Origin of the sequence: Pseudarthrobacter sp. AB1 (assembly GCF_014926485.1) — a bacterium.
Taxonomy (GTDB): Bacteria; Actinomycetota; Actinomycetes; order Actinomycetales; family Micrococcaceae; genus Arthrobacter.
In genome coordinates this window covers 12,725-26,638 of sequence record NZ_PZKO01000035.1, presented here as the reverse complement: position 1 = coordinate 26,638, position 13,914 = coordinate 12,725, and the positions used below count along the sequence as shown (strand labels likewise).

Genomic DNA, 13,914 nt, shown 5'->3' with positions numbered 1-13,914 from the left:
CCCCACAGGACGTGAGAGAGGGTTCGTCGTTCGCGCCCCGAAAGGGAGAGATCGTCAGGGTTGGGCGGGGAGGCCGGGGGTCAACCGAGGGGCCGGTGCATTTCCACGGCTTCCTCGTGCCGGGGACTGTCAGGGTTCATCAGCGAGTGCTTGCGGCCGTAGCCGAAGTAGATGACCAGGCCAATGACGAGCCAGATGCCGAAACGCAGCCACGTCTCCCAGTGCAGCTGGAACGTCAGGAATCCGGACGCCAGGACGCCGAAGGCCGGAACAAGCGGCATCAGGGGCAGCCGGAAGGTGCGTGGAGCGTCAGGCTTCTTGTAGCGGAACACGATCACCGAGAAGCAGACGACGACGAACGCGGCCAGGATGCCGATGTTGGTCAGGTCGGCGACTTCCTTGAACGCGAACACGCCGGCCAACAGGGCGGAAGCGATGCCGGCAATCCAGGTGACGCGCTGGGGAGTGCCGTGGCGGTCCGTCTTGGCGAACCAGCCCGGGAGCAAACCGTCGCGGCTCATCGAGAACCAGACACGGGTGACGCCGAGCAGGAAGGTGAGTATCACGGTCAGGATGGACAACACGGCAAAGACCGAGATGATCGTGGCGATGACCGGCAGTCCCACCCCGTTGAACGCGGAGGCGAATCCGGTTTTGGGGTCGATGTCCTGGTAGTTCTGCATGCCGGTGAGGACCAGGGTGGCGGCGACGTACAGGAGCATCGCGATGATGAGGGACATGATGATGGCCTTCGGCATGTGCTTCTTGCCGTCGGTCGCCTCTTCCGCGGCGGTACTCATGGCGTCGTAACCGAAGACGGCGAAGAACACCGTGGCCGCGCCCGCTACAACCGGGCCGAAGCCGCTGGGCATAAACGGGTTGTAGTTGCCCGTATCGATGTAAAAGATGCCCAGACCGAGGATGAACAGGATCAGGACTACCTTGATTCCGACGGCCACGAGTTCGAAGCGGCCGAACGTCTTTGTGCCTCGGGACAGGATCCAGGTCACGAGCAGGCAAACCGCGATCGCCGGGATGTTGACGATACCGCCAGTTCCCTCGTCCGGAGTCGCGGTCATCCAGGCGGGCATATGGATGCCAATGCCGGTCAGAAACGCGTCGAAGTAGCCGGATATGCCGATGGCCACTACTGCCACAATCGCGATGTACTCGAGCAGCAGATCCCAGCCAATGAACCAACCAATGATCTCGCCGAGCGCCACGTAGCCGTATGTGTAGGCCGAGCCCGCCCGAGGGATCATGCCGGCGAATTCCGCGTAGGACAGCGCGGCCGCCGCGCTGGCGAGGCCGGCGATCAGGAAGGAAAACAGCACCGCCGGGCCGACGCCGGGGTTGTCTCCGCTACCGGCAGCCACCCAGCCCGGCCAGGGAGAAAATACCGACGCCGATGATCCCGCCGACGCCGATGGCCGTCAGTTGCCAGAGCCCGAGGCTCTTGAACAATCCGCTGTGTTTGTTCTCTTCTTCGATGTCGTCAATGGGCTTGCGCCTCATAATCGATTGGGTCAAATCTTTAGGGCTCATCAGGAACTCCTGCGTGGGGTGCGGCCCTATCGCGGCGCCCCGGAAGAGGCAGTGCCAGGGGTAATTCAGGTACAGCAGTATGCAAGCGCAATTGCGTTAGATAAAGTGACTACTTCTAACCAATATCCATTAGATTCATCAAGGAATATGGCCATGCTCGATGTCCGTCGCCTGCGGCTTCTCCGCGAACTGAAGATCCGGGGCACCCTGGCGGAGGTGGCGGAGGCACTGCAGTACAGCCCGTCGTCGGTCTCCCAGCAGCTGGCCCTGCTGGAAAAGGAAGTGGGCGTGGAGCTGCTCCGGAAAACGGGGCGCCGCGTGCAGCTGACGCCCCAGGCCGAAGTCCTGGTGGCCCACACCGGCCAGCTGCTCGAAACCCTGGAGCAGGCGGAGGCGGACCTGGCGGCGTCGCTGACCACTGTCACGGGAACGGTCCGGATTGCGGTGTTCCAGTCCGCGGCCCTGGCGTTGATGCCGGACACGCTCACGCGGATGACGGCGGAGTACCCGGAGGTCCGGATCGAAATGATCCAGCGCGAACCGGAAACGGCGCTGCACGAGACGTGGGCGCGCGATTTTGACCTGGTCATCGCCGAACAGTATCCGGGCCATGCCGCCCCGCGGTACCCGGAACTGGACCGCATCAAGTTGACCACTGACGCGATCCGACTGGCCGTTCCGCCGGCGGATTCCAGCCGGCCGTCCATAACGTCGCTGGAGGACACTGCCGCACTGCCATGGGTTATGGAGCCCCGCGGCGCAGCCTCCCGGCACTGGGCGGAGCAGGCCTGCCGGAGTGCGGGATTCGAGCCCGACGTGCGCTTCGAAACAGCGGACCTGCAGGCGCAAATCCGGCTGATCGAGTCCGGAAATGCCGTGGGGCTGATGCCGGACCTCGTCTGGACGGGGCGGGGCACCACCGCCCGGCTGCTGGATCTGCCGGGGCATCCGCGCCGGACCGTGTTCACGTCGGTGCGACGCTCCAGCGCGCAGCGGCCCGCCATCCTCGCCGCCCGCGAGACGCTGGCAGCCACTGCCATCTCAGTAGCAAGGACGGACGACGGCGGCGCGTCCGGGTAGGTGCCGGATCGCCCGGTCACGTTCCGAGAGGGTGCTCGGGCAGCCTCCGGGGCCATGTTCAGTACGTCACAGCGCGATCCGGGAGCCGGCGTTAGACTGGGCGGGTTATGAATCGCACAATGTTCAAGTCCAAAATTCACCGGGCCACCGTCACACACGCCGACCTGCACTACGTAGGATCGGTCACCGTTGACCTGGACCTGCTGGATGCTGCCGATATCCTTCCCGGTGAGCTCGTGGCCATCGTTGATGTGACCAACGGTGCGCGCCTGGAGACCTATACCATCGCCGGCGAGCGCGGCTCCGGCGTCATTGGCATCAACGGCCCGGCCGCGCACCTGGTGCATGAAAATGACGTAGTCATCCTCATCACCTACGCGGCCATGACCACCGAGGAAGCCCGGGCCTATGAGCCCCGCGTGGTCCACGTGGACCAGGACAACAGGATCATCCAGCTGGGCAATGACCCCGCCGAGGGCCTCACGCCGGGCCTGATGCGCCCGCCGTTCGCCCTTAACAACGCCGCCTTGTAGCCGGAGCGTGAGTCCGGGCAGGCACCGCCGCCGTCACCCCGGAGGCTTTTTTTGGTAGGCGTGCTGCAGGGCTTCTTTGTTGTCTGGTCCATCATCATGGTGGGCTGGTTCGTGGGCCGCCAACGGATCCTTGGCGACAACGCCCGTCAGGTCCTCAGTGGCCTGACATTCTTCGTGGCCAGCCCCGCCCTGCTCTTCGAGACCCTCAGCAAATCGCAGCTGGGGGAAGTCTTCGCGGAACCGCTGCTGGTCACTGCAGTGTCCGCCGTCTGCACCGCCCTTATCTTCTTCAGCATCGTGAAGTTCGTCCTGAAGCGTGCGTTGCCGGAGGCCGTGATGTCCTCGATGGCCGCTTCCCTGGCCAACTCCGCGAACCTTGGCATCCCCATCGCCGTATACGTCCTGGGCGACGCCAGTTATGTGGCGCCGCTGCTGATCTTCCAGCTGGCCTTTTTCACGCCGGTTTTCCTGATGATCCTGGACGCCAGCACCAGCTCGCACCGCACCACGCCCTGGGGATTCATCCTGATGATACTGCGGAACCCGATGATTGTTGGCTCCGGCCTGGGCCTGCTCGTGGCAGGGACGGGCTGGGACGTTCCGCCGTTGGTCCTTGAGCCCATCCACCTCATTGGCGGGGCGGCCATTCCGGCCATGCTGATTGCCTTCGGCATGAGCCTGAGCGGCAGCCGGCCTCTGCAGGCGGCCGCTGGCAGGCGCGTGGACACGCTTCTGGCCAGCGCCTTCAAACTTGTGGTCCACCCGGCCATTGCCTACGTTTTTGCCCGCTTCGCCTTGGGCGTCGAAGGCCAGGCGTTGTTCGCGGCCGTGGTGGTTGCGTCCCTCCCCACGGCGCAAAATGTCTTTGTGGCGGCCAGCCGCTATCAGACCGGCACCACCGTGGCCAAGGACACCGTCCTGATCACCACGGTGGTGGCGGTACCCGCCATGATCGGCGTCGCCCTCCTGCTTAACTGACGTCAGACCTGAGGAGCCCTGTGGAAACAATCCTGGACACTGTTGTGATCGGCGGCGGAGCTATGGGCTCTGCGGCTGCCTGGGCGTTGGCCCGCCGAGGCCGGCAGGTCACGCTGCTGGAACAGTTCGGCCCCGGCCACCACAACGGGGCATCGCACGGCAGCACCCGCAACCTGAATCCGGGATACCACCGGCCGGAGTACGTGGCCATGCTGGTCGAGGGGCTGGCGCTATGGGAGGAACTCGAGCAGGACAGCGGCGAACTGCTGCTCACGCGCACGGGGATCGTCAACCATGGCCCTGATCCGCGGCTCGCGCTGGTGCAGGCGGCGCTCACCGAGGCAGGCCTCCGGGCGGAGTCCCTGAGGCCGGAGGAGGCCGCCGAGCGGTGGCGCGGCATCCGCTTCGACCAGCAGGTCCTTTTCATGCCCGACGGCGGCCAGCTGAACCCCGAGGCCGTACTCCCCGTCTTCCAGCGACTCGCCGCAGCCCGCGGCGCAGAGATCCGGCACCACACCAAGGTGGTGGAGCTGAAAATCATGGACGACGGCGTTCGGCTCACTTTGGCGGACCAAAGCCCTGGCGCCTCGGGACGGACCGAGGTCGTCACCGCCGCGCAGGCCGTGGTGACAGCCGGCGGCTGGACGGAGAAGCTGCTGTCCGGCGCGGCCGGAAGCGGAAAACTCAGGATTCCCCGGCTCACGGTCACCCAGGAGCAGCCGGCACACTTCCGCGTCGCCGATCAAGGAGCTTTGTGGCCCGGCTTCAACCACACTCCGGGACCCGGACCTGCCTACAAGGGCTGGTATTCACCCGTCTATGGGATGCACACTCCGGGCGAAGGCATCAAAGCCGGCTGGCACGGCGTCGGTCCCGTGGTGGATCCGGACCGGCGGTCCTTCCTCCCCGAAACAGTCCAGCTCGCGGCCCTGCAGGATTATGCCCGGACCTGGCTGCCAGGTGTGGACGCCGAGTCATTCGAGGCCATCAGCTGCACGTACACCACCACTCCGGATGAGGACTTCATCCTCGACCGGATCGGTCCGGTGGTCATCGGCGCCGGCTTCTCCGGGCACGGCTTCAAGTTCACTCCCGTGGTGGGCCGGATCCTCGCGGACCTGGCCACGGGGACCCGGGACGCCCCGCAGATCTTCTCGGCGGCCCGCTGATGGGGCCTGGCTTGAAAGCCCCGTTCGACAGAGCCCAGAGGCCGCCACCAACCAGCACAGCGGCCAGCAGCCACAACACGGCGATATACCGATTGATGGCCTAACGTCTCTTATGGACCTGCCCTACGGCCTCTTGACCTCCGGCTTGTGCCTGTCCAGGATCCGGGCGCAGCGGATGAACCCCAGGTGTGAGTAGGCCTGCGGGTGGTTCCCCAGGTGCGTCTCCGTGCTGGGATCGTATTCCTCGGGCAGCAGGCCGGTGGGGCCGAAGAGGTTCACCAGCTGGTCGAACAGGTCCCAGGCTTCCTCGATCCTGCCCACCGCAACGTAGGCCTCAATCAGCCAGGTGGTGCAGATGTGGAAGCCGCCTTCCAAACCCGGCAGGCCGTCGTCGTACCTGTACCGGAACACGGTGGGGCCCACCCGCAGTTCCCGTTCCACGGCGGTGACCGTGTCCAGGAACCGCTGGTCCGTGATATCCAGCAGGCCGGAAAGCCCGATGTGCAGGACGGCGGCGTCCAGGTCGGGGCTGTCGTAGGCCACCGTGTAGGACGCGGCCGAGTCATCCCAGCCTTCGCGCAGGACTTCTTCGCGGATGGTCCGGGCCATGGGTTCCCACGACGGGTAAGGCGCCCTGCCGTGCCGGGCGGCGGTCCGGAGTGCGCGGTCCAGCGTCACCCAGCACATCACCTTGGTGTAGACGTGGTGCCGCGGCGGCCGCCGGGCTTCCCAGATGCCGTGGTCCGGCTCGTGCCACCGGGCCAGCACGGCCGCCGCCATCTGCACCAGCAGGTCCCAGTGGTCATCCTCGAGGACACCATTCCGTGAGCTGACGCTGTCGATCAGCTCAGCCACCGGACCGAAGACATCCAGCTGGACCTGGTGGTCCGCGGCGTTGCCGATCCGGACCGGCCGGGATCCCGCATACCCGGGCAGGCTGTCGATGACAGCCTCCGTGGACAGGGGCGCCCCCGTCACCGAGTACAGCGGATGCAACCATTCCGGGCCCGGTGCGTGCTCAAGGATCCGGCCCAGCCAGCTGAGGAACCCGGCCGCCTCCGCCGTGGATCCCAGGTCCACCAGCGCGTTGACGGTCATGGACCCGTCCCGCAGCCAGCAGTAGCGGTAATCCCAGTTCCGGGTGCCGCCGATTCCTTCGGGCAGGGACGTGGTGGGCGCGGCCAGCACGGCACCCGTGGGCTCGTGCACAAGGGCGCGGAGAACCAGGGCTGAGCGGCGGACCAGGGATGGCTTCACCGAGGGCAGCTCCAGTTCCTGCACCCAGCGGCGGGAGTGGAGCGCCACCCCGGCCCGCTGGTCGGCCTCCCCGCCGGGGTGCACCTGCGCGGGTTCGGTGTCGCCGCAGCGCAGGTTGAGAACCACCGGGCCATCCTGGAGGTTGACCGAAGCGGTGGCCGTGGCGTGGAGGCCGTCAGAGGTGATGGTGAAGCTGACGCCCGGGGCAAAAAGGAAGATTGGATCGGAGGTTCCCACCACATGGAGTTCATCGCCGCGGGCTTCCATGCTGAACGGCGCGTTGGCGTAGTCCGGCCGGGGTGCGAAGACAATCCTGGCGCCGCCGGTACCGGAGAGCACCCGGACCAGGCTGGTGATCCCTTCCGGTGCCGGCTCCAGGTAGTCCGTGACTGTCACGTCCGCCCAGCGCGTCTCCACGATCATGGTGCTGTCCACGTAGCGCTGGCCCAGAACCTGTGAGGCTTTGACGGGCTCAACGGAGAAGTGCCCGGCGGCGTCACCGCCCAGGATGTGGGCGAACAGCGATCCTGAATCCGGGAGGGGGTGGCTCATCCAGCAGACCTTGGCATCCGGAGTGACCAAGGCGGTGGAGGATCCGTTGCCGATCATCGTGTGGCGTTCCAGCCCAACTGCGTCCTCGCCGAAAAGCCAGGCCCGCCGCAGCTCGAACAGGAGGGCCAACACGCGGGCGAAGGATTCCGGGTCCCGCAGCCGGTGGGAAGCGCGGGTTTCCCCCGGGCCTACGCGCAACCCCAGGTCCGGGCCGCGGAGCGTGGCAATGGCCAGTTCGTCGCTGTAGGCGTCCCCGGCGTACAGCGCAGCACTCGCGCCCAGCCGGGACCGGAGATTTTCCAGGGCGTCCGCCTTGGCCGGTTCCACTACGGAGAGGTCCAGGACCGAACCGTCCACGATGAAGAACAGCCCATGTGCCTTGGCGATCTCCCGCGCCGTTTCCGTCACCACCTGCACCACCGCCGGTGAGGCTGGCCGGGTGTGCACGGACACGGCCACCGGCTTCCGCTCGATCCAGATGCCCTCATGGAAACCCACGGCCTCAGACAGTACTGTGCTGACCTGGTGGAGCGTGGCTTCGGTGGCGAGGTCCTGGACGTGGGCGAAGGCCATGTCCGACTCCGCGCCGTGCGATCCGATGAGGTGCACCTCCGCGGGCAGCCGGGACACTGCGGCGAGGTCACGCAGCGAGCGCCCTGAGATGACCGCGGCATGGGTGTTGGGCAGGGCGGCCAGGGCGCGGAGCGCAATCGCAGCGCTCCCCAGAGGCAGTGTCTCTGTGGAGATTCCCTCCGCATCGCACAAGGTTCCGCCGTAGTTGCAAGCCACCAGCAGCCCGGGGACGCGGGCCAGGACCTTCAATTCGGCCAGGAGGGTTGGTGTGAAGCCTTCGTCCGCCAGGTCCGACTGGATGAACGTCCGCAGCAGGCCAAGCGGCAGCGATCTGGTCAGCAGGGCGGAATCCGCCACGCTCTGATTCAACGGCGTAGGCATGCGTGCACTCCTAAAGCAGAGCCTGGCCCGGGAAGGCCGAAGGGGGCAGTTTAATTGTCCGCCCGGACGATTTCCTCCGAAAGTCCCCTTTATTGCGGCTGTGTAAAAGTCCGACGACGGCGCCCCACCGCGCAAATCCGCGGCAGGGCGCCGTCGTGCTTTCCAAAAGGCTGCCGTGCGTGCCGCCGGGGTCAGACCCGGTCCAGTTTGGCCACACCGATTTTGGAGTCCGCCATTCCGTAGAACACAAACAGCTGGTCGCCGATTTTCTCGATGGCGGTGGGGAACACCACGTTCGGCACGATCCCGGAAATCTCGTCCTCGGTTTCGGGCGCCAACAAGGGCTTGTCGCTGCGGGCGATGACCTGGGACGGATCATCCGCGGACAGGATCATGGCCGCCGCGGTGTAGTTGACGTTCTGCTGCTGCTCAAAGGCAGACGCGGCCATCTTGCCGGCCACACCGTGGTGGATCAGGAGCCAGCCTTCGTCCACGCGGATGGGGGGCGGGCCGCCGCCGATCTTCAGCTCCTCAAAGGGGAACTCGCTGAGGGCCACCAGACGGTGCTTGCCCATGTGCACCAGGTTGCGCAGGTCCCGCTCCACGTCGGCCACGGCCACGTAGGAGATCCAGATGCCGGGACGGTTGTCCGTCACGCCGGCGGGCAGGTGCTCGCCTTCGCCGGGACGGATCCAGCCGAGGTCCCACATGGGGCGGTGCAGGATGGCGTAGGAGGGCACGCCGTCGGGGTCGTTCACCGGCTCCGGGAAGAACACCGCGTCCTTGTTGGGAAAGAGGTTCAGGTCCATGGAGAGATCGGCCTGGTACTCGAAGAAGCAGGGGCCCAGGCGTTCCCAGTTCCGGAGGTCCTCGGAGTGCGCGAAGGCGAGGCGGGGCCCCAGCGGGCCGTACGCCACGTAAGTCATGAGGTGCTTGCCGAGGGCGGGCACCCAGGTGGTGCGCGGATCTTCGGTGCCGGCGTTGTTCATGCCGCGTTCCCAGCCTTCGTCCGGGGCCAGGACCACACCCTCGCGTTCCACGCCGGTGGGCACGCCGTCATCGTTGATGACCACCTTGGCGAGGCCCACGCGGGACACGTTGCCGGTGGCCACAAGCCGCGGCAGCAGGTACAGCTCGCCGTCCGGGCCGCGGCCGCTGGCGGGGTTGAGAACGCCCTCGGCCTCGAAGTCGCTGCCGGGCTCGGGGGTCATGACGACGCCGGCGCGGGTGAGGGTGAAGGGGACAGTGGGCAGTACAGAAGTGTGTGGGAAAGTCATTGATTAGCCCTTTACGCTGGAACCGATATTGGTGGAAATGAACTGGCGCTGGAAGAAAATGAACAGCGCGACGGCGGGGGCCGCCAGGACGCAGGCACCGGCAAGGATGGCACCGAACGGGTTGCCGGCCTGGCCGGCGATGTTGGAGATGAAGTTGGCCAGTGACACGGCCAACGGCTGCAGGGACTGCTCCTTCGTGACCAGGAACGGCCAGAGGAACTCGTTCCACGGGCCGATGAAGGTCAGCAGCACGGCGGTGACTATGGCTGGCCGCACCAGCGGAATGGCGATCTGCCACAGGATCCGCAGCTCCGAGGCGCCGTCGATCCGGGCCGCCTCAAACAGGGTTGAGGGCAACTGGAGGAAGTACTGGCGGAACACAAACACCGCCGTGGAGTTGATGGCGAACGGCAGGATCATGCCCAGGTAGCTGTCCGCAAGGCCGTAATCGCGCACGATCATGACGTAGAGCGGGATGAGCAGCAGCTGGAAGGGGATCATCTGGACCAGCAGCATCATGCCGAACACCACGCCGCGGCCGCGGAACTTCATCTGCGCCAGGGCATAGCCCACCAGCAGCCCGAAAATCACCGTAAAGAGGATGACACCGCCGGTGAAGATGCCGGAGTTGAGCAGCCCGCGGAACAGGTTGATGGACTCGTTGATCTGCACATAGTTCGCGCCGGTGATGTTGGCCGGATTGGGAAACGCGCCGAAAATCGAGGTGTCCGGGGAGGTCTGCAGCGACCCGATGAGCATGTAATAGAACGGGAAGAGGAAAACGAAGGCGCCCACGCCCAGCAGGAAGAAGCTGCCCACGCCCAGGTTGCGGCGCTCTTCGACGCCCGAGTCGGGACGAAGCAAAGGTTCCGCCTGCTCGGGGAGCCGGCTGGCGTCGTCGTCGTTCTTGGCGTTTTGTGCGTTGGTGACGGACATGTCAGTCCTCCTTCCCGCCGACGAGGCGTTTCTGGATCAGGGCGATCAGCAGGACGCCGATCACCAGCACCACGCCCAGCGCGGCCGCGACGTCGGGGTTTCCCTGCAGGATGCCCCGTTGGTACATGATGAACACGGGGGAGGCCGAGGCCCCGTCCGGACCGCCGCCGCCGGTCAGCAGGTACGGCTCGGTGAAGAGGTTCGCGCCGGTGATGGTGGCCAGCAGCGTCACCAGAACGCTGGCGGGCCGGACGCCGGGCACTGTGATGTTCCAGAACTGGACCCATTTGTTGCCGCCGTCCACAGCCGCTGATTCGTACAGCTCGTCGGGGATGTTCTGCAGCGCCGCGAGGTACAGCAGGATGAAGAACCCCAGCTGTTTCCACGTCACGTACAGGGCCACGGTGGGCATGGCCAGCCACGAATTCACCAGCCAGGAGGGGGACGGCGCCAGGGGCCCGAGCAGCGTGTTGAGGAGCCCGTTTCCCTGGAACAGGAACAGCCAGACACCCACGACGGCGACGCTCGCCGTCACGTAGGGAACGTAGTAGCTGAGGCGGAAGAACGTCTTCAGCCGGGTCACACGGTTCAGGGCGTTAGCCAGCAACAGGGACAGGCCCACCGTCAACGGGACGTTAATGATCAGGAAGACGCCGATGTTCAGGAACGAGCGCTGGACGGCGGGGTCTGACAGGACGGTGATGTAGTTGTCGAACCCCACGAAAGGCCTGTCCACCGTGACCTGCGGTGCGGTGAAGAAGAAATCGTGGAAGGAAATGTAGACGGCGTAGCCGAGGGGAAACGCCAGGACAGCCAGGATGTAGATGACATAGGGGGCGCTGAACAGCAGCCCCAGCGGCTGGGGACCCAGGAAGTTCTTACGCCTCCTGGGCACCAGCCGCCGGTCCGCCGTCCCGCCAACCGGTTTCCCCGTGACGGGGTTCCCACTGGAAGAGCGGAGTGACATTGGGGGTCAACGCTACTTCTGGGCTACCAGTTGGTTGATCTTGTCCGCTGCGTCCTTGAACGCGGTGTCGATGCTTTCGTTCCCGAAAATCACGGCCTTGGCGTAGGCGGTGCGGAAAGTCTGCCAGACTTCAACGGAGTTCGAGACGTTGGGGACCTCCACCGTCCGCGCAGCCTGTTCGGCGAACTGGGTGTACGCCGGGTTCTTGGCGAAGTAGTCCGCGTAGGCCGTGGGAAGGTCCTTGCGCATCGGCATCTGGCCGGTATCGGTCAGCAGCTTGCCGTCCTGCTCCTTGCTGGTAGCGAATTTCAAGACCTCCCAAGCGGTGCCCTGGTTCCCGCAGGCGGAGTAGATGGCCACGTTCTTGGCGTCGGAAAAGGTTGAGGTATCAGCCTTGGCCGTGGCCGCCGGGACCGGAACTGCACCCCAGTTCACTTTGTCCTTGTAGGCCGCGATGGCCCAGGGCCCGGCCATCGACATGGCGGCCTTGCCTTCGGCGAAGGAGTCACCCTGGTAGACCTCCTTGGAGGCGAGGTTCTCCTTGTAGAGGGTCTCGAACATGGCGGCTACCTGCTTGCCCTGCTCGCTGTCGAACGTTGCCTTGCCGTCCTTCACCAGCGGGGTGCCGTCGGAGTTGGCGGCGTAGAAGGAGTAGAAGTCGAACCAGGCCTGGAAGAAGTCACTGGCCGGTGATGGCCAGATGGCATTTGTGGCAGCACCGGAGGACACCAGGGTGCGGGCGGTGTCCAGCAGTTCCTGGTGGGATCCCAGCTTCGGGTTCTCGGGATCCAGCCCTGCCTTGGCAAACATGTCCTTGTTGTAGAAGAGGACTACGGGATTGGACTTCCAGGGCAGCTGGTACAACTTGCCGTCCGCGGACTTGTACTGGTCGGCCAGGTCCCCGGTACGGTCCTTGATGTACTGGAGCCCGTCCGGGAATTCATCCAGCGCCACCAAACCGCCCTGCTTCTGGAACTGGGGAACTGCCACAGGCGCGGTGTTGAAGACCAGGCAAGGCGCGTTGCCGGCCGTGATGGCGGCGCCGATGACTTCCTCGGAACTCTTGCCGGCAGGTATCTCCTGCGCATCGATCTTTTCCTCCGGGTGCGCGGCGTTCCAGGATTCCACCATGGCTTTGCCCCACTTAACCTCGAACTCGTTGTTGGAGTACCAGATCTTGATGGGGCCCTTGGCGGACGTGGCCGAGCCGCCACCGGGCTCTCCGCCGCCACCGCCGCAGGCTGCCAGGCCGGCGCCCATCACGGTGAGGGCGGCCAGTGACATTACGCGCGTGGCTTTTGTAAAGCGCTTCATTGCGACTCCTTGGTACTGGTCCCGGTGGGGATCTGCTACTGGTTGGTGTGCTTTTATGCTTGCGTTGGGGATTGCTGGGGGGCCGGCTTGGTGGTTGCGGATGGGGCGGGGCCGGTGGAGGCGCGGACCAGCAGGGAAGGTGCCTGCAGGTCCGTATCCTGGCCGGAGTGCGTGCCGTTGAGCTGGTCCAGGAGGGCCTGCGCGGCAACTCTGCCCCAGCGCATAGGGTCAGTGGCGATAGTGGTGAGGGGCGGGTTGAGGTACTGCGTGAACTCGGCGTTGTCGTAACCGGTGATGGACAGATCTCCCGGAACGCTCAGGCCCTGGGACTGGGCGAACGACTGGCCGGACGTCGCCATGAGGTCGTTCGCATAGACAATCGCGGTGGGGCGGTCCGGCCGGCGGAGCAGTTCCGCGGTGGCGGCCACTCCCCCGGCCGCCGTAAAGTCAGCCTCCGCGAACAGATCCGCTGACAGGCCGCCGGCGGCCATAGCCGACTCCCAGGCCTGGCGGCGGCTGCGGCCGTGGATGTATTCCTGGGCGCCGCCCACATGGCCGATCCGGACGTGCCCCAGGGCGAGGAGATGTTCGACGGCGGCCGTGATGCCGTCCGTGTCGTCCATGGACACCGCGGGGAAGGGTGAGCCCGAATCCGGCCTGTTGAGCGTCACCGCAGGCAGCTTGAGCTCACGCAGCAGGCCGATCCGGGAATCGTTGTGCCGCATATCGGTCAGGATCACGCCGTCCACGCGGCCGCCGTCGGCCAGTTTGCGGTAGGCCCGCTCTTCGGCGCCGGGAGCGGTGGCAACGCTCAGGACCAGGGTGTAGTCGTGCTCGGCGAGGGTGGTCTCGATGCCCGCAATGAAGGCCGGGAAGAACGGGTCCGTGCCGAGGAGCTTCGGATCGCGGGCCACCACCAGGCCCAAGGCGTAGGCCTTCGCGGAGGACAGGCCCTTGGCGCGGAGGCTCGGCTTCCAGCCAAGCTCTTTCGCGATCTGGAGGATCCGGCCCCGGGTGGCATCGCTGACGCCGGGCTGGCCGTTGAGCGCATACGAGACAGCACCTTTGCTGACACCGGCCGCGTGGGCGACGTCGCTGATGGTTACTGCCATGATGTGGGTGCCCTTTAGGTTTCGGGTCCCGCGGCTCACGCCACTGAACCGGTTCAGTGGATTCCACTTAACCGGTTCAGCTGATGTATGTCAAGGGCCTGGCTGACTTACAGATGCAAATCGCGTCACGCACGGCACGCTTTTGGACCACGACGGCGGCGTCCGCCGCGTGATACCGGGGGACCCCGCCGTCGGGCCTTCCAAAAGGGTGCGTGGCGTGACGCGGGTACGTCACCCCTC

At 65.7% G+C, this 13,914-nt stretch carries 10 protein-coding genes and 1 pseudogene; 4 read left to right on the top strand and 7 right to left on the bottom strand.

Going from position 1 to position 13,914, the window contains the following annotated elements; translation table 11 throughout:
- Positions 1-80: 80 nt before the first annotated feature.
- A pseudogene (locus tag DAD99_RS09895) lies at positions 81-1,545 on the bottom strand (amino acid permease).
- Positions 1,546-1,698: 153 nt separating this feature from the next.
- On the opposite strand from DAD99_RS09895, the gene DAD99_RS09890 reads away from it, so the two are divergent.
- The 4 genes from DAD99_RS09890 (at position 1,699) to DAD99_RS09875 (ending at position 5,305) form a co-directional block, all read left to right on the top strand.
- A complete protein-coding gene (locus tag DAD99_RS09890; protein ID WP_193341395.1) occupies positions 1,699-2,625 on the top strand; it encodes a LysR substrate-binding domain-containing protein in 927 nt (308 codons plus the stop codon).
- Positions 2,626-2,732: 107 nt separating this feature from the next.
- Positions 2,733-3,158, top strand: coding sequence for an aspartate 1-decarboxylase (panD, locus tag DAD99_RS09885; RefSeq protein ID WP_185261871.1), 426 nt, complete (start codon positions 2,733-2,735; stop codon positions 3,156-3,158).
- Positions 3,159-3,209: 51 nt separating this feature from the next.
- A complete protein-coding gene (locus DAD99_RS09880) occupies positions 3,210-4,136 on the top strand; it encodes an AEC family transporter (RefSeq protein ID WP_193341394.1) in 927 nt (308 codons plus the stop codon).
- 20 nt (positions 4,137-4,156) lie between these two features.
- Positions 4,157-5,305 (top strand): FAD-dependent oxidoreductase, encoded by a 1,149-nt coding sequence (locus DAD99_RS09875; RefSeq protein WP_193341393.1) that lies wholly within the window; start codon positions 4,157-4,159, stop codon positions 5,303-5,305.
- 123 nt (positions 5,306-5,428) lie between these two features.
- Here DAD99_RS09875 and DAD99_RS09870 read toward each other — a convergent pair whose 3' ends face one another.
- The 6 genes from DAD99_RS09870 to DAD99_RS09845 all read right to left on the bottom strand — a co-directional run bounded on the left by DAD99_RS09870 (position 5,429) and on the right by DAD99_RS09845 (position 13,674).
- Positions 5,429-8,068 (bottom strand): trehalase-like domain-containing protein, encoded by a 2,640-nt coding sequence (locus DAD99_RS09870; RefSeq protein ID WP_193341392.1) that lies wholly within the window; start codon positions 8,066-8,068, stop codon positions 5,429-5,431.
- Between the two features lie 191 nt (positions 8,069-8,259).
- Positions 8,260-9,345, bottom strand: a complete 1,086-nt coding sequence (locus tag DAD99_RS09865; protein WP_193341391.1) for a glycosidase — start codon at positions 9,343-9,345, stop codon at positions 8,260-8,262.
- Between the two features lie 3 nt (positions 9,346-9,348).
- Complete coding sequence (locus DAD99_RS09860; protein ID WP_193341390.1) at positions 9,349-10,281, bottom strand: carbohydrate ABC transporter permease; 933 nt, start codon at positions 10,279-10,281, stop codon at positions 9,349-9,351.
- 1 nt (position 10,282) lies between these two features.
- Positions 10,283-11,248, bottom strand: coding sequence for a carbohydrate ABC transporter permease (locus DAD99_RS09855; RefSeq protein ID WP_193341389.1), 966 nt, complete (start codon positions 11,246-11,248; stop codon positions 10,283-10,285).
- 12 nt (positions 11,249-11,260) lie between these two features.
- Complete coding sequence (locus DAD99_RS09850) at positions 11,261-12,562, bottom strand: sugar ABC transporter substrate-binding protein (RefSeq protein WP_185261878.1); 1,302 nt, start codon at positions 12,560-12,562, stop codon at positions 11,261-11,263.
- A gap of 53 nt (positions 12,563-12,615) precedes the next feature.
- Positions 12,616-13,674 (bottom strand): LacI family DNA-binding transcriptional regulator, encoded by a 1,059-nt coding sequence (locus DAD99_RS09845; RefSeq protein ID WP_193341388.1) that lies wholly within the window; start codon positions 13,672-13,674, stop codon positions 12,616-12,618.
- Positions 13,675-13,914 lie beyond the last annotated feature (240 nt).

Excerpts from the sequence above, each read along its gene's own strand:
- DAD99_RS09865 (WP_193341391.1), bottom strand. The coding sequence starts at position 9,345 with ATGACTTTCCCACACACTTCTGTACTGCCCACTGTCCCCTTCACCCTC.
- DAD99_RS09890 (WP_193341395.1), top strand. The coding sequence starts at position 1,699 with ATGCTCGATGTCCGTCGCCTGCGGCTTCTCCGCGAACTGAAGATCCGG.
- DAD99_RS09870 (WP_193341392.1), bottom strand. The coding sequence starts at position 8,068 with ATGCCTACGCCGTTGAATCAGAGCGTGGCGGATTCCGCCCTGCTGACC.
- DAD99_RS09850 (WP_185261878.1), bottom strand. The coding sequence starts at position 12,562 with ATGAAGCGCTTTACAAAAGCCACGCGCGTAATGTCACTGGCCGCCCTC.
- DAD99_RS09845 (WP_193341388.1), bottom strand. The coding sequence starts at position 13,674 with ATGGCAGTAACCATCAGCGACGTCGCCCACGCGGCCGGTGTCAGCAAA.
- panD (WP_185261871.1), top strand. The coding sequence starts at position 2,733 with ATGAATCGCACAATGTTCAAGTCCAAAATTCACCGGGCCACCGTCACA.
- DAD99_RS09860 (WP_193341390.1), bottom strand. The coding sequence starts at position 10,281 with ATGTCCGTCACCAACGCACAAAACGCCAAGAACGACGACGACGCCAGC.
- DAD99_RS09855 (WP_193341389.1), bottom strand. The coding sequence starts at position 11,248 with ATGTCACTCCGCTCTTCCAGTGGGAACCCCGTCACGGGGAAACCGGTT.